Here is a 16,812-nt window from a genome sequence, read left to right as displayed (position 1 = left end):
CTAGCCAAAAACGCGCTCGCCGTTTTTAACAACTGTCTCCACCAGATTCGTCCCGTACTGATAGGGCACGTGGACGTGATTCGGCGCATCCACGACGACGAGGTCTGCTGGCGCGCCCACGTCGAGGCGACCGAGATGTTGCCTATCCAGCGCGAGTGCGGCGTGTTCGGTCGCTGCGACGAGCGCCTGTGCGGGCGTCATACGCATCTCCACACACGCGAGCGACTGGGCGAAGCCCATCGAGTGGCTGTGGCAGTTCGGGTTGAAATCGGTGGCGATGGCGACGGGTGCGCCGTGGTCGAGCATCATCTCCGCGTCTGCGAACTCCGCGCCGAGGCCGAAGGCGGTTCCCGGCAGGAGAACCGGGATGACCCCGGCCTCCACGAGCGCCGAAATGTCGTCTTCGGTCGAGTGGAGCAGATGGTCTGCGCTCGTCGCACCGGTTTCGGCGGCGAGTTTCGTCCCGCCGATGTGCGCGAGTTCTTCTGCGTGAACTTTTGGCGTGAGTCCGTGCTCCATCCCGGCTTCGAGGATGCGTCGAGACTGTTCGACCGAAAACACGCCCTCCTCGCAGAACACGTCGTTGAACTCGGCGATGCCCTGCTCTGCGACGGCTGGCAGTTGCTCGTCGATGACTGCTTGCGTGTAGTCGTCAGCGTCCATCCCCTGTGGCACTGCGTGTGCGCCCATGAACGTCGGAATCACGTCCACGGGGTGTTGCTCGTCGGCCTCGCGGATGGCCGCGAGCATTCGGAGTTCGGTTTCCGTGTCGAGGCCATAGCCTGACTTCACCTCGACCGTCGTTGTCCCGTTGGCGAGCATCCGGTCTAAATGCCCGAGCAAATTCGAGACGAGCGTTTCATCACTCGCTTTGCGAACCGAGCGGACGGATTTGAGAATCCCACCACCGGCTGCGAGAATCTCTTGGTAGGTTTTCCCGCGCAGTTTGGCTTCGAACTCGTCCGAGCGGTCGCCCGCGAACAAGGCGTGGGTGTGCGGGTCAACGAAGCCCGGGAGCACCGTCTTGCCGGTGGCGTTGATGGCTTCCGTTGCGTTCTCTGCGGGGTACTCGCGGGTGACCTCGTCGGTCGGTCCAGCGGCCACGATTTTCCCCTCTGCCACCGCAATCGCGGCGTTTTCGTAGCGTTCGAGCGGTTTTCCTTCGCCTTTCCCGACCACGAGTTCTGCGGCGTCGTGGATGACGAGGTCACTCACGCCGACCACCCCACGAGGAAGTGGGCGACGGTGCGTGCGGCGGCATCCACCGTTCGATTGTTCTCATCGAGTGGCGGTGCGCACTCCACCACCTCAAAGCCAGCGACGCGGTCGTCGCTCGCCGCGAGTCTGACCGCGCGGAACAGGTCGCCCGGCGAGAGGCCGCCGGGTGTCGGGGCGCTCGACCCCGGATACACGGCATCGAGCACGTCGATATCCACGCTCACGTAGAGCGTGTCAACGTGAGCGAGCGCGGAAAGTGCGCGATCGATTGCAGCCACCGGGTCGTCTGTGACCTCCTCTGCGGTCACGACTTCCCCCTCATTTTCGAGCACGAAATCGTGGTACGCCGTGCTCGTCTCGAAGTGGCGCGCGCCAACGCAGGCGTAGCCATCAAGGCCCGCGTCGTGGAGTTGCCGGTAGGGCGTTCCGCTCGTCGGTCCCGTCTCAGGCACTTCGCGCACGTCGAGGTGGGCGTCGAAGTTGATGACGCCCACCGAGCCATCGTCGACCAGCGGAGCCACGTTCGGGAACGTGAGCGAGTTGTCGCCGCCGAGGAACACCGGCAGCGCGTCCTGTGCATGGAGTTCGCTCGTCACCTCTCGGACGGCGGCTTGCACCGCTGCAACGGAACCGTCGGGAATCACCATGTCACCGAGGTCACCGATATTTGAGACCGGTCCGGCGTCGAAATGGTGGCTCTTGGTGCCTGCGAGGGATTTTCGGATAGCAGCAGGGCCTGCCGCCGCACCTTTCCGCGAGATGACCGCGCCGTCGTAGGGTTCCCCGACGATCACGGCGTCGTATTCGCTCGCTTCGGCAAGCGACGTGGTCTCGATAACGTGGCCGAACTGCTCGTCGTTCGGGTCGCTCGACGTGCCCTGCCAGTTTTCGGCTACTTCGAGCGTCATGTCCGGTCTCGCATCGGAATCGGGACGTTCGAGACCGCCGCCTCGTCCAATGCTTCCTCGTAGCCCGCGTCTGCATGGCGAATGACGCCCATGCCGGGGTCCGTGGTGAACACGCGCCGGGCCTTCTCTGCTGCGAGGTCCGTCCCGTCTAAGACGACGTGGTTGTTCGTGTGGAGCGCGTTGCCGATGCCAACGCCGCCACCGTCGTGGACGCTCACGATGTCCGCGCCCGCCGCGCAGTTGAGCAGGGCGTTCAAGATTGGCCAGTCGGCAACGGCATCGGAGCCGTCGCGCATAGCCTCAGTCTCGCGATTCGGGCTTGCGACGCTCCCCGCGTCTAAGTGGTCGCGCGTGACGACGACCGGCGCGGAAATCTCGCCCTCGCGGACGAGGTTGTTGATTTTGAGCGCGAACTTCGCGCGCTCGGTGACGCCGTCTTCATCGGTCGAGTAGCCGAGCCAGCAAACGCGGGAGGGAAGCCCTTGGAAAGCGACCTGTTCTTGGGCGAGGTCGATCCAACGGTGGAGGTGCTCCTTCTCGGGGAACAGTTCTCTCACAGCGTCGTCGGTGCGGTGGATATCTGCCGGGTTACCAGAGAGTGCTGCCCAACGGAACGGTCCCTTGCCGCGGCAGAACAGCGGGCGGATGTAGGCCGGGACGAAGCCCTCGAAATCGAATGCGTTCTCCATGCCACGGTGTTCTTTGACCTGCCCGCGAATGTTGTTCCCGTACTCGAAGGCGATAGCGCCCTGCTCCTGCATCGCTAAGATGCCTTCGACGTGGCGAACCATCGTATCGAGACTCTCTGCGACGTACTTCTCGGGATTTTCGGCGCGCAGTTGGTCGGCTGCTTCGACGGTGTAGCCGCTTGGATAGTAGCCCTCAAGTTCGTCGTGGGCACTCGTCTGGTCGGTGACGATGTCCGGGACGAAGCCGCGTTCGAGCATCCCGTCGAACATGTCGGCGGCGTTCATGTGGAGGCCAATCGAGAGCGGTTCGCCCTTCGCGGCGGCTTCCTCTGCCATCGAGATGGCTTCGTCCAAGTCGTCGGTTTTCGCCATGCAGTAGCGCGTCTCGATGCGACGGTCGATGCGGTGTTCGTCCACCTCCGCGGCGATGCACACGCCATGGTTCATCGTCACTGCAAGCGGTTGTGCGCCGCCCATCCCGCCGAGGCCGCCGGTGACGGTGATGGTTCCTGTGAGTCCCTTGGCTTCAGGGAAGTGCTGGCGACCGGCTTCCGCGAGCGTTTCGTAGGTTCCCTGAATGATGCCTTGGGTGCCGATGTACGCCCACGACCCGGCGGTCATCTGGCCGTACATGATGAGTCCCCTCGCTTCGAGTTCGTGGAAGTGCTCCCAGTTGTCCCACTTGCCCACCAGATTCGAGTTCGCAATCAGGACACGCGGGGCGCGCTCGTGGGTGGTGAATCGGCCCACGGGCTTGCCAGACTGGACGAGCAGGGTTTCGTCGTCGTCGAGCTCGCGGAGTTCTGCGAGAATCGCGTCGTAGGCGTCCCAACTGCGGGCGGCGCGGCCCGTTCCACCGTAAACGACGAGTTCTTCGGGGTTTTCGCCTACGTCAGGGTCTAAGTTGTTGTTGAGCATTCGGAGGGCCGCTTCTTGTCGCCAGCCCTTACATTCGATATCAGTACCGGTTGGTGCACCCTGATACTCGCGCCACTGCGCGGAGGGTTCACCGAGTCGGCTCTTTCGGTCGGTCGGTTGCTTGTGTCCCATGTATACGCATACCAAGTAGGCGAGACGCCGAGAGGGTGGAGTCTCCATATGGAACTGTATTTTTATACTGACGCCCCGAAGTGGCCGCATGTACAAAGCCGTGTTCCGTATCACAGGAAGCGGCCCATACGCCCGGGCAACCGCGCGAAACGACACGGAAATCGAACTCTGGTGTAACGACCACTGCGACCTCCTGCACCTGACTGGCGAGCACACAGACGACGTGCTCGCGCGCGTCGAAGCGGAGGTGGGCGTCCGCGAGCGCATCGATAACGGCGCAGACCAAGTCATCATCACGAACGCCTGTCTGAAAGAACACGGCACAGACTACATCGAATCGTATCTCGCCGACCACGACTGCTTGCTGTTGCCGCCGCTTCGCTACGAGAAGGGGGCGAAAATAGTGCGCGTGCTGGCCCTCGACTCGGCGAATCTCACCAACTTCTATCGGGCGATTACCGCAGACCAGCAGGTGACGGTCGAATCGAAACAGGAACTCGAAAGCATCGCCTCGGACACGCCGCTCATGTCGATTGAATCGGCGCTTCCGACGCTCTCTGCTCGCCAACGCGAGGTGTTCCTCGCGGCACACGAGGGTGGATACTACGAAATTCCTCGGGGGACGACGACAACTGAAATCGCTGAACAAGTCGGCGTGGGACGGCGAACCGTCGAACACCACCTCAGACGCGCAGAACAGAAATTTGCGGATATGCTGGTTGAATTTCTCTGATTAGAGCAGGCCCAATGCCGCGACGAGATGGGTCATCCCGGCGATGACCGGGACGAGGATGACCGTCCGGATGACGAACAGCCCCACGAGGTCGCGAAAGCGAATCGGCACGTCGCTGAACATGTCCATAATCATCGGCCCCACAGAGGAGAAGAAGATGAGCTGGGACACGGCGAGGACGGCGATGAAGAACTTCGCCATCGGTGCGGTCTCGGTCACAAGCAAGACGGGGACGTACATCTCGGTGATGCCGACGATGGTCGCGGGCGCGACGGCGGCGGCATTCGGGATGCCGAGGGCAGCGATAATGGGAACCAAGGGCCGCCCGAGGATGTCGAAGACGGGCGTGTTCGCAGACAGCAGGGTGGCTGCCAAGCCAACGGCGAGGATGGTTCCCAAGATGAGGCTTGTAAGTTTGAGACCATCGACGAACCCGCGGGTTGCGGCTTCAAGGAACGATTCACCCTCGTCCGCCTTTTTGACAGCTTCAGAGAGCGCAAAGCGGGCGTAGTCTGCGAGTGAGCCGGTGAAGCCGACTTCTGGATCCGGCTCTGCGATGTACTCTTTCGGCGTCGTGGAGATGGGTGGGATCCGGACGAGGATGATGCCCGTGAGGACGACGCAGACGAAGTACGCGCCAAAGATGACGGGGAACAGTGCAAGCATGTCGAGGGTAGCGGCAACGACGCCGACAAAGCCGATGCTCACCGTCGAAAAGCAGGTTGCGATGGTGAACACGTCGCGCTTGTGGTAGCCGCCCTGTTCGAACACGTTGCGAGTGACGTAGAGGCCGACGCTGTAGGAGCCAACCCACGACGCGAGGCTGTCGAGGGCGGCGCGGCCGGGCACCTTGAACAGCGGCTTCATCACCGGCCGCGAGAGGGTTCCGACGAATTCGAGGCCGCCGAGTTCGACGAAGATGGTGATGAACACCGCGCCGATGGGGATGATGATGCCGACGCTGTAGACGAGCGTTCCCCACATCAATCCACCCGTGCCGGGCGTGTGAAGCCACGCCGGGCCGAGGTTGAAGAACATGATGGGGGCGAGCACCAGCCCAGCGAGTCTGAGTATCCAAAACACGACCGAAGTCTCGAAATACGAGAGGTCAACGCCCACAATCGGTTCGTCGGTGAGCATCGCAAGCGTCGTCAACACGCCGCCCGCGACGATAATCGCCAGCGCGTAGACGCCGACTGCGCCGGGGAAAGTTTCGGTGATGTAGCTCACCGCGATGTCGAAGGGAACCGTGATTTCGCCGCCGTAGCGAACCGGCAGCAGGAAGAACACGCCGCCGATGAGGAAGGCGAGCAGGAATTTCAGCACCGGCTGCATCGCCAAGTCGTGTAAGTCAATCTCCTCGATACTCCGTGCCCGTTGGTCGCCGTCGACCGTCCACGTTCTGCCGCCTTCAGTAGCCATACTCCCGTCCAATGTGAACGTATTGCATAGACGTTCGATTTCCGTATGGAGGGTAGTTTAACAGTGCCTCCTGCAGTAATCATCCGTATTTGTCACGTTCCAGTCGCCTGTCTTGCAGTTGTCCATGCGCTTATTAACGAGTACCTGAACCACTCAATTGAGCCATGTCAACAACAAACATCGAGGGAGTCACAGACTACGAGTTGTTCATCGACGGTGCGTTCCGGGCATCCCACGGCGACGACCGTATCGATGTGTCGTTCCCGTACGACGGAACGGTGTGGGCGACCGTCCCAGATGCGACCGAAGAAGACGTAGACGACGCTGTCGCCGCGGCACGCGCCGCCTTTGAGCGCGACGAGTGGCGAGACACCAAGCCGAGCGACCGACGCGTCATCCTAAACCAAATCGCCGACACCATTGACGCGCACGCAGACGAACTCGCCGAACTCGAAACGCTCCAGAACGGCAAGCTGCTGCGCGAAATGAAAGAGCAACTGAGCGGGTTGGGGGAGTGGTATCGCTACTACGGCCGCATCGCAGAGGAGGTCGAATCCGGGCGCACGGTTCCCGTCGATAAGAAAGACGGGCAGATGTTCAACTACATCCGCCACGAGCCGTTCGGCGTCGTCGGCGCGATTACGGCGTGGAACTCGCCGTTACTCCTGACGGCATGGAAACTCGCACCCGCGCTCGCAGCGGGCAACACGTTCGTCCACAAACCGAGCGAAGAGACGCCCGTGAGCGCGCTCCGATTTGTGGAACTCATCTACGAGCACACCGACTTACCAGACGGCGTGTACAACGTCGTACCTGGACAGGGGCAGACCGGCGCGGCGCTCACCGCACACGCGAACGTGAACAAACTCGCATTCACCGGGAGTACCGCCGTCGGACGCAAAGTGGCGAAAGCGGCGGGCGAGAACCTCACCAAAGTCTCGCTCGAACTCGGCGGGAAGAGTCCGAACGTCATCTTCTCTGACGCCAACCTTGATGACGCGGTAAACGGCGTGATGAAGGGCATTTTCGCCGCGACGGGCCAGACCTGCATGGCGGGGTCGCGCGTGCTCGTCCACGAAGACGTTCACGAGGAGTTCGTGTCGAAATTGACCGAACGGGCGGGCGACATCAAGATGGGCGACCCCCGGAACATGGACACGCAGATGGGACCGGTCGCCTTCCGCGGGCAGTGGGAGACTGTCCACAAGTACGTCCAGTCAGGACTCGAAGAGGGTGCAACGCTCGAAATCGGCGGCGAGATGCCCGCAGACCAGCCGGGTGAGTGTTTCATCCAGCCAACGGTGTTCGTGGACGTGGAAAACGACATGACCGTCGCCCGCGAGGAGATTTTCGGCCCCGTTGCGAGCGTCATCTCATTTTCGAGCTTAGACGAGGCGCTCGAAATCGCCAACGACACCGACTTTGGCCTCGCGGCGGCCATCTGGACCCAAGACATGGACCGCGCAAACGAGTTCGTCGAAACTGTCGAGGCCGGGACGGTGTGGGTAAACGAGTATCGCCTCATCGCGCCGAACTCGCCGTTTGGCGGCTACAAGGCGAGCGGCCTCGGCCGCGAGAACGGCCGCGAAGGCCTAGAGGAGTACTATCAGACCAAAAGCGTCTGGTACAACCACGCGGGCGAAGTGGGCGACCCGTTCGTGCTCGAATAAGCTGCGTCAGGCCGCCTCAAAGAAGAAAACGCCGTCGCGGGCTTCGACAAACTGTACAGAGTCGCCCGGAGAAAGGCCGGGGTTGTCGAGAATCCGTGCGGTGATGCGGATGTCGGCTGCGAGGTCGACGACGCACACCTCGAACGGCTCTTGGCCCTGATGGTCTGCGCCAGGCACGCGGATGGTTGTCCGAGCGTAGACGGTTCCCGACCCGTCTACGTCGTGAGCCTCGAACGACTCGCTCCCGCAGGCGCGACAGGCGACGACCGGGAAGCCATACAGTTCGCCACAGTCGGCGCACTCCGTGGCGGGGAACGCGGGCATCACGCATCCCTCCCGAGGACGGTGACCGTACAGACGGCACCGCTCCCACCCAGATTGTGCGTGAGCGCGAGTTCTGCACCATCGACCTGATTTTCGTGTTCGCCGAACAGTTGGAGACAGACTTCGTACACCTGCCCGATACCCGTCGCGCCGACCGGATGCCCTTTCGAGAGCAGGCCACCGCTCGGGTTGATTGGCACGTCGCCATCGACCGCGGTCACGCCCTCTGCGGCCGCCGTTGCTCCCTCGCCTTTCTCGAACAGCCCAAGGTCTTCTGAGTCGCCGATTTCTGCGGCGCTGAAGCAGTCGTGGAGTTCGACCACGTCAAGGTCGGTCGGTGAAATGTTCGCCTGCGCGTAGGCGTCGGTCGCGGCAGTGACCGTCGCGTCGAGCGTGGTCAGGTCGTCGTAGCGATACGCGCCGCTTCGCCCGCTCGCGTGGCCGCTCCCGAGCACCTGAATTGGTGTCTCGGTTAACTCGCGCGCTCGGTCGCTCGCGGCGATGACGAGCGCTGCGCCGCCGTCTGCGGCCGGACAACAGTCGTAGAGACGCAGCGGGTCTGCGACCAGTCTGGACTCGACGACATCGTCGATGGTGATTGGGTCGCGGAATCGCGCTCGTGGATTGGTCGCCCCATTTTTGCGATTTTTCACTGGAATCGCGGCCACCTCCTCGCGGGTCGTCCCGTGTTCGTACATATAGCGGTCAAGCCAGAGGCCGTAGAAGCCGGGGAAGGTGAGGCCGGTTTTCCCTTCGGTTTGGGTGTCTGCGGCGCTGTTGAGTGCGCGGGTGAACTCCGTGGTTTCGGCGCTCGTCATGCTCTCGACGCCCGCGACGACCACCACGTCGTGGACGCCGGTGGCGACGGCCTGATAGGCTTGCCGCAGGGCGATACCCGAACTCGCACACGCACCTTCGGTTTTCATCGTGGGAATGCCCGTGAGTCCCACGCTGTCTGCGACGAGCGGCGCGATGTTCTCTTGTCCTTCGAGAATCCCCGCGACGAAGTTGCCGAGATACAGCGCATCGACGTCCGCCCTACTCACGTCGCACGAGCGCAATGCTCGTGAGACGGCCCGTACCCCGAGGTCTTTGACGCCAGCATCGAGCACCCCGAACTCGGTCGTGCCCATGCCAACGATACTCACATCTCGCATGGTGCTAGCTTCCGGTGGAGGCGAATAAGCCTACCTGTGTTACCGTTTATCACCGTGGCCGTGGAGTGTGGCGTATGACTGACCACGTCACCTACGACCTCGAAGCCGGCGTTGCGACGATTACCCTCTCACGGCCGGAGAAGCTGAACGCGCTCACGCTCGAAATGTGGGAAGCCGTAGACGACTTGCTCACCCGAGCAGACCGAGACGGCGCGCGCGTCGCGGTGCTCACGGGCGAAGGGCGCGCCTTTTGTGCGGGCGACGACATCGCCACGTTGCGCGACATCGACGACACGCGAACAGTGCGTGAACTCACCAAAATTGCCTTAGACTGCTTTGGCGCGATTGAAGACGCACCGATGCCCGTGGTCGGGAAAGCTAATGGTTCGGCCTACGGCGGCGGCTTCGAGTTGCTCCTCGCCTGTGACCTCACCGTGGTTCCCGACGACGCGGAATACGCCCTGCCGGAGGTGCAGATTGGGGCGTACCCGTTCTACGGCGCAAAGCGCCTCGCGCGGATGATTGGCCGCCAGCGCGCCGCCGACCTCGCGCTCGCGGGGCGCACGCTCTCCGGTGAGGAGGCCACAGAGTGGGGACTGTTCGCCAGAGCCGTCTCCCGCGACGACGTGGACGAAACCGTCGAATCGCTCGTGGCGAACCTCAAACGCGGGTCGCCGCCCGCCATCGAGACGACCAAAGCGTGGCTGAACACGAGCCTCAAGTTCGCGGGTGAAGACGACGCGATGCGAACCGGGCTTGGCTACCTGTTCGCCGGACCGGAGGCACACGAAGGGGCACTCTCGTTTCTCGAAAAGCGCGACCCGGACTATGCTGAATGAGAACAACACACACATAGTTCTGGGGGTGAAAACCTGCAGCCATGACGGGCATTCCAGCAGCCAACGAGTTCTCTTGGGAGGCGGTCTGGGCACAGTTCGATTGGGACGCACCCGCAGAACTCAACATCACCCACGAAGTCGTGACACGGAACGTCGGGCGCGGCACGGCACTCTCGTGGTTCGGCGCAGATGGCGAGCAGGTCGAACAGACCTACGAAGACCTCGAAGCCGAGAGTTCGAAGGTGGCAAACGCCCTCGCGCACCTCGGCGTCGAACGCGGCGACCCCGTGGCGACGCTGGTTCCCCGAGTTCCAGAACTCTATCCGCTTTTTCTCGGCATCTGGCGGACCGGCGCGGTGTATGTCCCACTGTTCACCGCCTTCGGTCCTGATGCGATTGCGGCGCGGGCGGGCGACGCCGACGTGAACGTAATTTTCACGACGCCCGAGTACCGTGACCGCGTGGCCGCCGTCGAGGACGAAATCGGTTTCGAACACATCGTCGTGCTCTACCGCGAGGACGTCGGCATAGAGGGCGACGACATCTCTCACGAGAGCCTCCTCGCAGACCAGTCCACCAGCCACGAGACGGTCAAAACGAGCGCAGACGACGTGTGCACGCTCGAATACACCTCCGGTACGACGGGGCCGCCGAAGGGCTGTCTCCTGACCCACCGCGTGCTCGGCGCGCTCTACCCCTACCTCTGGTACGGCATGGGCCTCACCGGCGATGAGGTGTTCTGGGGCGCAGCAGACCCGGGTTGGATGTACGGCCTGCTGTCTGCGGGCGTCGCGCCCGTGAGCATGGGTGTCCAGAACGTGATGTACGCGGGTGAGTTCGATCCGACGGCGTGGTACGACGTGATGGAGCGCGCGGGCGTCACCATGCTTGCGAGCAGCCCGACCGCGTATCGCGGGCTGATGGCCGAAGCCGAGTTGCACGAACAGTACGACCTCGCGCTCGAACGTGGCAACAGCGCGGGCGAACCGCTCAACCCAGAGGTCGTCCGCTGGTTCGAAGACGAACTCTCGGTTCCCGTTTACGACCAGTACGGCGTCACCGAGGCGGGCATGGTCGTCTGCAACCAGCACGCAGCACCCGAGCAGTTCGTGCAAGGGAGCATGGGAACGCCACTGCCCGGCTTCGAGGTGGCAGTGCTCGGCGATGGCGAGCGTGTCCCGGAAGGTGAGACGGGCGAACTCGCAGTCAAGCGCACCGACGGCACGTACTTTTCCGGCTATCTGAACCGTCCGCAGGCGACCGAGAAGGCGTGGACGACGCTCGACGGCGAGGAGTACTTCCTGACCGGCGACGCGGTCACCAAAGAGGACGGTGTGTACTGGTTCGTCGGGCGGGCAGATGACGTTATCATCTCCTCTGGGTATCGCATCGGCCCCTTCGAGGTCGAGAGCACGCTCCTCGAACACGAATCGGTCGCGGAGGCGGCGGTCATCGGCGTGCCGGACGACCAACGCGGCGAGGTCGTGACGGCGTTCGTCGTCCTCCGTGGCGGGTTTGAGGCGAGTCCCGGCCTCCGCGAGGACATCGTCTCGTTCGTGAAAGGAAAACTCGCGCGCCACGCCTATCCGCGGCGGGTGCACATCGTCGACGAACTGCCGAAAACGTCGAGCGGGAAGATTCGGCGCGTTGAACTCCGGAGTCGCGCGCGCTCGCTGTAACCTCGCCGCCACCCTGAACACTATATTCTTCTCTCGCATCGTGGGTGGTGAACCCATGAGCCAAGGAATCAGAGACCGGGCAGTCGAGATTCGGCGGACGTTCCATCGATATCCGGAGCCGTCGTGGCGCGAATTTCTCACGACCAGTCGGCTGGTGGACGAACTCGAAGCGCTAGGCGTAGACGAACTACACGTTGGGTCTGACGTGCTCGTCTCCGAGTCGCGGATGAGCGTCCCCGACGACGCTGTCCTCAATGAGTGGTTCGAGAAAGCGCGCGAAAACGGCGCACGCGAAGACGTGCTCGAAAAGACGAAAGGCGGCCACACCGGCGTCGTCGCCGTCATCGAGAAGGGCGACGGTCCCGTGCTCGGCCTGCGCGTGGATATCGACGCGCTACCGCGGCCCGAATCGACCGACGAGAGCCACTATCCGAACCAAGAAGGCTTCCGTTCCGAGAACGACGGCGCGATGCACGCCTGCGGCCACGACTCGCACATGACGATGGGCCTTGGCACCATTGAAGCCATCCAGCAGAGCGACTTTTCGGGCACGCTCAAGGTGTTCTTCCAGCCCGCAGAGGAAGTCCTCGGTGGCGGCAAGCCGATGTCAGAATCGCCGCTCGTAGACGACGTCGAAGCGCTCCTTGCCGTCCACATTGGCCTCGATCACCCCTCCGGCGAAGTGGTTGCGGGGAGCGACAAGCCGCTCGCTGTTCGCCAATCGCGCGTCACCTTCACGGGTGAGTCGGCCCACGCAGGACTCGCACCGAACGAGGGACGAAACGTCATGCAAGCGGTCGGGACGGCCATCCAGAACCTCTACGCGATTCCGCGCCACCGTGACGGCCTGACGCGCGTGAACGTCGGCTGGGCGGACGTGGGAGAGGCGACGAACGTCATCGCGGACGACGGCGAACTCGGCATCGAAATCCGTGCCGAGACGAACGAACTGCTCGACTACATGAACGAGAAAGTCGAGCGCACGCTCCGGGCGGCCGCCGACATGCACGACGTGGAAGTCGAAACCGAACTGCTGAGCATCGCCCCGCGCGAGGACAGCGACGAAGCCGCCGTTGACGCCGTTGCGACCGCCGCAGAGAGAGTCGAAGGCGTCACGTCGCTGGTGCGCCGGGCGGACTTCGGCGCGAGCGAGGACGCCACCTACCTGATGAAAGCGGTCAAGGAAAACGGCGGAATCGCCGCATTCCCTATCATCGGCACCGACCACCCCGGCGGCCACCACACCGCGACGTTCGACGTGAACGAGGACGACATCTTCGTCGGCATCGACGTGCTCTCGGGCGCACTGCTGGAACTTGAAAACCGAGTATGACCCCACACATTACCGTCCTCTCGACAGGCGGCACGATTGCGAGCACCGGCACGTCCGCGGGTGCGACCCCGACGAAAGAAGGCGGCGAACTCGTCGAGGCGGTTCCCGAACTCACCGACTACGCCGACATCAGCGTCGATGAGGTGGCCCAGATTTCGAGTTTCGCCATGAACTTCGAGACACTTGCCGCGATCGCAGCGCGCGTGCGAGAACTGGCCACAGACGGCACCGACGGTGTCGTAGTCACCCACGGCACGGACACGATGGAGGAATCGGCCTACTTCGTTGACGTGGTCGCGGGCGATACAATTCCCGTGGTGTTCACGGGCGCACAGCGACGCCCGGACGAGCCGGGCGCAGACGGGCCTGCAAACCTACTCACCGCGGTTCGTGCGGCGAGCAACGAGCGCATTCGGGAAGCGGGTGGTGCGTACATCGCGTTCGCTGACAGCCTCTATTCGGCGCGTACCGTGACGAAGGGGCACACGAGCAACCTCGACACGTTCTACGCGCCGGATGCAGGCCCCGTTGCCAACTTCCTGCGCGGGGACGTGCGCTTTTTCCGCCAGCCGGGAAGCGAGACGGTGTCGATTCCAGTGAGTGAAATCACCGCCAGCGTCGAGATGGTCAAAAGCGGCGCGGGCGTCGACGGGCGACAAATCGAACGCGCCCTTGACGCCGGTGTGGACGGTCTCGTGCTCGAAGGAACCGGCCTTGGAAACACCACGCCTGCACTCGAATCGGCCGTCGCAGGTGCGATTGCAGACGGCGTCCCCGTCGTCGTCACCTCGCGGTGTCACGGCGGCGCAGTCAACGGAATTTACGGCAAGGGTGGCGGCGCGCGCACGCTCGAAGACCACGGTGCGATACTCGGCGGCGACCTCCCGACACACAAAGCGCGACTCGCGCTCGCGCTCGCGCTCTCTGCGAGCGACGACCCAGCCGAGGTGCGCGAGTACGTCGAACTTGCGTCGATGTCCGGCATCTGAAGCGTTTTCCGGGTGCTCTCCATAGCACCCACTATGCGTGCTATTCGATACCACGACTACGGCGACGAGTCGGTGCTCTCGCTCGACGAGGTTCCGCGCCCGGAACCCGCGGCAGGCGAGGTTCGCGTCGCCATCGAGGCGGCGAGCGTCAACCCAATCGATGCCAAACTCCGCGAGGGGTTGCTCAAGCCAACGGCGGGGCTCCCCCACGTCTGCGGCGTTGACCTCGCTGGCGTCGTCGACGAAGTCGGCGCGGGCGTCACCCGTCTCGAACCGGGCGACCGCGTGTACGGCACCGGGTTTGGCTGGCAAGACGACGGGACGTACGCGGAGTTTGCGGCGGTTCCGGCAGACCGACTTGCCGTGCTTCCCGAGGGCGTTTCCTTCGAGACGGGTGCGGCCGCCGCGCTCGTCTGTACGACGGCGTGGCGCGCGCTCGTGACGCGCGGTGACCTCCGCGTCGGGGAGACGTGTCTGGTTCACGGGGCGAGTGGTGGCGTCGGTCACGTTGCCGTGCAAATCGCGGCTCGTGCTGGCGCGACCGTTGTCGGTACCGCCCACGGCGCGGAAGCGGCCGAGTTCGTCACCGGACTGGGCGCGGATGCGGTGCTCGACTACCGCGAGGACGAGTTGGCCGACGCCGTCCACGAGGCTCTCGGCGGACGGCCCGCAGACGTTGTGCTCGACGCCCACGCCGCCAAACACCTCGAAACCGACCTCGCCGCGGTTGGTCGTGGCGGTCGCATCGTCGTCATCGGGCAAGGTGCCCCCGTGACGCTCTCACCGTCGGTATCGCTCGCTGCAATGTTTGACGACGTGGATGTGCGCTTCATGTCAATTATGGCGTCAACGGATGACCAGCGACGGGTTCTTGACGCCGTTTCGCCGTTGCTCGAAACCGGAGAAATTAGCCCGAGTATCGAAGCAACCTACCCACTTTCTGAGGCATCGGCTGCGATGAAACACGCCGCGTCATCGGGAGTGTTAGGAAAAATAGTGATAAATGTAACTAACTGATGTTTTACATTTAGGAAATTCGTGATGATCAGCGGTGTGAACACGACGAATCGTTGGGACAAAACCACTGAACTGACCATTCCACTCTGGAGAATATTGTGTGTGTGGCATCCAGCAATGTAGCATGATAATTCCGGACACTCTCTGCAGAAATATCTTTATTTCTACATTATTTCTTAATCAATTAACAATATGATTGGTGACAACGTGTGCCAAACCATTATATAGCACTTCTTCAATGGATGAACACGGTGCAGTAAGGTAATGGCAATCACAGATCCAATACGTCGTCTTGGTGGCATTTTCGCAGAGCTTTCACTGAGATACGTTCCAAACCCGTACGTTCTTGTAATAATATTAACAGTACTTGCATTTGGTGGTGCAATTGCTGTTGGGTCGTCCCCAACAGCCGCGATGGACGCCTGGGTCGGTGGCGTGTGGACGCTCCTTGGCTTCATGGCCGCGTTCGCCGTGACGCTGATGATGGGAGACGCTATCGCAAAATCACCTGCAGTAACTCGTTTCCTCGCACGGATTGCGAAGCTGCCATCCAGCCCGTTCACCGCGGTGGCCTTCGTTTCGTTCGTCGGAATGGTCGCTGGCCTCATCTCCTGGGGGCTTGGTCTCATCGTCGGTGCGGTGATGGCAAAGCAAGTCGCCTACCAGGGCAAAGAAAAGGGGATGAATCTTCACTACCCACTGCTCGCCGCAGCCGGGTACACCGCGCTCATGATTTGGCACTCCGGGCTGACCACCTCAAGTGGGCTCATCATGGCCGACCCAGCGCTCATCCCACCAACGTTCGAGGCGGCACTCGCGCAATTCCCGAACGAGAACGTCATGGAGAATGGCTTCTCGCTCGGTCGAACCATTGGCCACCCAGTGAACCTGGTGACGGTTGGCCTCATGCTCGTCCTCATCCCACCGCTGATGGGTGCACTTCACCCCAAAGAGGATGACGAAATCAAAACGCTGCCCGACAAAGTCTACCGGCAGATGTCCGGTGACAAAGCCGCCACCGACGGCGGCGTGGCAGAAGAATCGAAGACGGGCGTCGCATCCGGCGTTGCTGGGACGACGTTCGCAGACAAACTGAACAATTCGAAAATTCTCGGACTCATCATCGCACTGTTCCCACTCTACTATGTCATAGACGCGTGGATCCTCAGCGGAGGGGGCATTTCCAGCCTCACGCTGAACAGCATCAACGCGATGTTCATCTTCCTCGCGATGATTCTCTGGGTCACCCCAAAGCGCATCGTCCAGCAGATGGACGAATCCGTCGAAAACGTCGGTGGCATCATCTTCCAGTTCCCGTTCTACGCGGGTATCTCTGGACTGCTCACCGGCACCGCGCTGACCGCAACTATCGCGAACTTCTTCGCGTCCATCGCCACGCCAACGACGTGGCCAGTTATCGGCCTCATCAGCGCCGGAATCGTCAACATCTTCGTGCCATCCGGCGGTGGCCAGTGGGTCGCACAGGGTCCAATCCTGCTCGACACCACCGCACAACTCGGGATGCCACTCGAAACGGCAATCCTCATCGAGATGATGGGCGACCAGCTCACCAACATGGTGCAGCCGTTCTGGGCGCTCCCACTGTTGGCACTCGCAAACCTGCGTGCCCGTGACATCATCGGCTACTCCACGGTCGCAATGGTTGGCGGCTTCATCATCATGGCCATCACCATGACCGTGATGCTCGGCCTCCCAGCAGCGTAATCTCGACTTTCGACCACTAAACACCCGATTTTTCGGGTACTTTTCACCGCACACTCACG

General features: G+C 62.4%; 14 protein-coding genes. 8 read left to right on the top strand and 6 right to left on the bottom strand.

All coding sequences use genetic code 11. From position 1 onward, the window contains the following. From hutI to hutU, 3 genes are read right to left on the bottom strand one after another with little or no spacing between them, the layout of a single operon-like run. A complete protein-coding gene (gene hutI / locus V5N13_RS13515; RefSeq protein WP_336361184.1) occupies window positions 1-1,215 on the bottom strand; it encodes an imidazolonepropionase in 1,215 nt (404 codons plus the stop codon). Next, window positions 1,212-2,126: a formimidoylglutamase gene (hutG, locus tag V5N13_RS13510; protein WP_336361183.1), complete on the bottom strand. Its 915-nt coding sequence runs from the start codon at window positions 2,124-2,126 to the stop codon at window positions 1,212-1,214. The genes hutI and hutG overlap by 4 nt, the downstream gene beginning before the upstream one ends. Then, on the bottom strand, window positions 2,123-3,865 hold the full coding sequence (hutU, locus tag V5N13_RS13505) for a urocanate hydratase (RefSeq protein WP_336361182.1): 1,743 nt from the start codon (window positions 3,863-3,865) through the stop codon (window positions 2,123-2,125). The genes hutG and hutU overlap by 4 nt, the downstream gene beginning before the upstream one ends. Before the next feature lie 88 nt (window positions 3,866-3,953). On the opposite strand from hutU, the gene V5N13_RS13500 reads away from it, so the two are divergent. Continuing rightward, window positions 3,954-4,598, top strand: coding sequence for a helix-turn-helix domain-containing protein (locus V5N13_RS13500; protein ID WP_336361181.1), 645 nt, complete (start codon window positions 3,954-3,956; stop codon window positions 4,596-4,598). On the opposite strand, the gene V5N13_RS13495 is transcribed toward V5N13_RS13500, so the two are convergent. Then, on the bottom strand, window positions 4,599-6,020 hold the full coding sequence (locus tag V5N13_RS13495) for a YjiH family protein (protein WP_336361180.1): 1,422 nt from the start codon (window positions 6,018-6,020) through the stop codon (window positions 4,599-4,601). 164 nt (window positions 6,021-6,184) lie between these two features. On the opposite strand from V5N13_RS13495, the gene V5N13_RS13490 reads away from it, so the two are divergent. Next, window positions 6,185-7,690, top strand: coding sequence for an aldehyde dehydrogenase (locus V5N13_RS13490; RefSeq protein ID WP_336361179.1), 1,506 nt, complete (start codon window positions 6,185-6,187; stop codon window positions 7,688-7,690). A gap of 6 nt (window positions 7,691-7,696) precedes the next feature. Here the strand turns inward: V5N13_RS13490 and V5N13_RS13485 are convergent, their stop codons facing one another. Together V5N13_RS13485 and V5N13_RS13480 are read right to left on the bottom strand one after the other, a co-directional pair. Then, the gene (locus V5N13_RS13485) at window positions 7,697-8,014 is read right to left on the bottom strand and encodes a Zn-ribbon domain-containing OB-fold protein (protein ID WP_336361178.1); all 318 of its coding nucleotides are present in this window, start codon (window positions 8,012-8,014) and stop codon (window positions 7,697-7,699) included. After that, entirely contained in the window at window positions 8,014-9,171 is a 1,158-nt protein-coding gene (locus V5N13_RS13480) for a thiolase domain-containing protein (protein WP_336361177.1), read from the bottom strand. Before V5N13_RS13480 ends, V5N13_RS13485 begins: the two co-directional genes overlap by 1 nt. A gap of 74 nt (window positions 9,172-9,245) precedes the next feature. On the opposite strand from V5N13_RS13480, the gene V5N13_RS13475 reads away from it, so the two are divergent. The 6 genes from V5N13_RS13475 (at window position 9,246) to V5N13_RS13450 (ending at window position 16,753) form a co-directional block, all read left to right on the top strand. Continuing rightward, the gene (locus V5N13_RS13475) at window positions 9,246-10,010 is read left to right on the top strand and encodes an enoyl-CoA hydratase/isomerase family protein (RefSeq protein WP_336361176.1); all 765 of its coding nucleotides are present in this window, start codon (window positions 9,246-9,248) and stop codon (window positions 10,008-10,010) included. Between the two features lie 41 nt (window positions 10,011-10,051). Further along, window positions 10,052-11,689, top strand: coding sequence for an acyl-CoA synthetase (locus tag V5N13_RS13470; protein WP_336361175.1), 1,638 nt, complete (start codon window positions 10,052-10,054; stop codon window positions 11,687-11,689). A 55-nt stretch (window positions 11,690-11,744) separates the two neighbouring features. After that, window positions 11,745-13,022: an amidohydrolase gene (locus V5N13_RS13465; RefSeq protein WP_336361174.1), complete on the top strand. Its 1,278-nt coding sequence runs from the start codon at window positions 11,745-11,747 to the stop codon at window positions 13,020-13,022. Beyond that, the gene (locus V5N13_RS13460) at window positions 13,019-14,011 is read left to right on the top strand and encodes an asparaginase (protein WP_336361173.1); all 993 of its coding nucleotides are present in this window, start codon (window positions 13,019-13,021) and stop codon (window positions 14,009-14,011) included. The genes V5N13_RS13465 and V5N13_RS13460 overlap by 4 nt, the downstream gene beginning before the upstream one ends. 33 nt (window positions 14,012-14,044) lie before the next feature. Next, window positions 14,045-15,028: an NADPH:quinone reductase gene (locus V5N13_RS13455; RefSeq protein WP_336361172.1), complete on the top strand. Its 984-nt coding sequence runs from the start codon at window positions 14,045-14,047 to the stop codon at window positions 15,026-15,028. A gap of 264 nt (window positions 15,029-15,292) precedes the next feature. Further along, window positions 15,293-16,753: a TIGR00366 family protein gene (locus V5N13_RS13450; protein ID WP_336361171.1), complete on the top strand. Its 1,461-nt coding sequence runs from the start codon at window positions 15,293-15,295 to the stop codon at window positions 16,751-16,753. The last annotated feature ends 59 nt before the right edge of the window (window positions 16,754-16,812 follow it).

The sequence above is a fragment of the Haladaptatus sp. ZSTT2 genome, assembly GCF_037081775.1.
Lineage (GTDB): Archaea > Halobacteriota > Halobacteria > Halobacteriales > Halococcaceae > QDMS2.
The sequence above is the reverse complement of the archived record's forward strand: the minus strand, read 5'-3'. Positions and strand labels throughout refer to the sequence as shown.

Coding starts and splice junctions, on each gene's coding strand:
- hutG (WP_336361183.1), bottom strand. CDS start 2,126: ATGACGCTCGAAGTAGCCGAAAACTGGCAGGGCACGTCGAGCGACCCG.
- hutU (WP_336361182.1), bottom strand. CDS start 3,865: ATGGGACACAAGCAACCGACCGACCGAAAGAGCCGACTCGGTGAACCC.
- V5N13_RS13490 (WP_336361179.1), top strand. CDS start 6,185: ATGTCAACAACAAACATCGAGGGAGTCACAGACTACGAGTTGTTCATC.
- V5N13_RS13500 (WP_336361181.1), top strand. CDS start 3,954: ATGTACAAAGCCGTGTTCCGTATCACAGGAAGCGGCCCATACGCCCGG.
- V5N13_RS13465 (WP_336361174.1), top strand. CDS start 11,745: ATGAGCCAAGGAATCAGAGACCGGGCAGTCGAGATTCGGCGGACGTTC.
- V5N13_RS13450 (WP_336361171.1), top strand. CDS start 15,293: ATGGCAATCACAGATCCAATACGTCGTCTTGGTGGCATTTTCGCAGAG.
- V5N13_RS13495 (WP_336361180.1), bottom strand. CDS start 6,020: ATGGCTACTGAAGGCGGCAGAACGTGGACGGTCGACGGCGACCAACGG.
- V5N13_RS13455 (WP_336361172.1), top strand. CDS start 14,045: ATGCGTGCTATTCGATACCACGACTACGGCGACGAGTCGGTGCTCTCG.
- V5N13_RS13485 (WP_336361178.1), bottom strand. CDS start 8,014: ATGCCCGCGTTCCCCGCCACGGAGTGCGCCGACTGTGGCGAACTGTAT.
- V5N13_RS13475 (WP_336361176.1), top strand. CDS start 9,246: ATGACTGACCACGTCACCTACGACCTCGAAGCCGGCGTTGCGACGATT.
- V5N13_RS13460 (WP_336361173.1), top strand. CDS start 13,019: ATGACCCCACACATTACCGTCCTCTCGACAGGCGGCACGATTGCGAGC.
- V5N13_RS13480 (WP_336361177.1), bottom strand. CDS start 9,171: ATGCGAGATGTGAGTATCGTTGGCATGGGCACGACCGAGTTCGGGGTG.
- V5N13_RS13470 (WP_336361175.1), top strand. CDS start 10,052: ATGACGGGCATTCCAGCAGCCAACGAGTTCTCTTGGGAGGCGGTCTGG.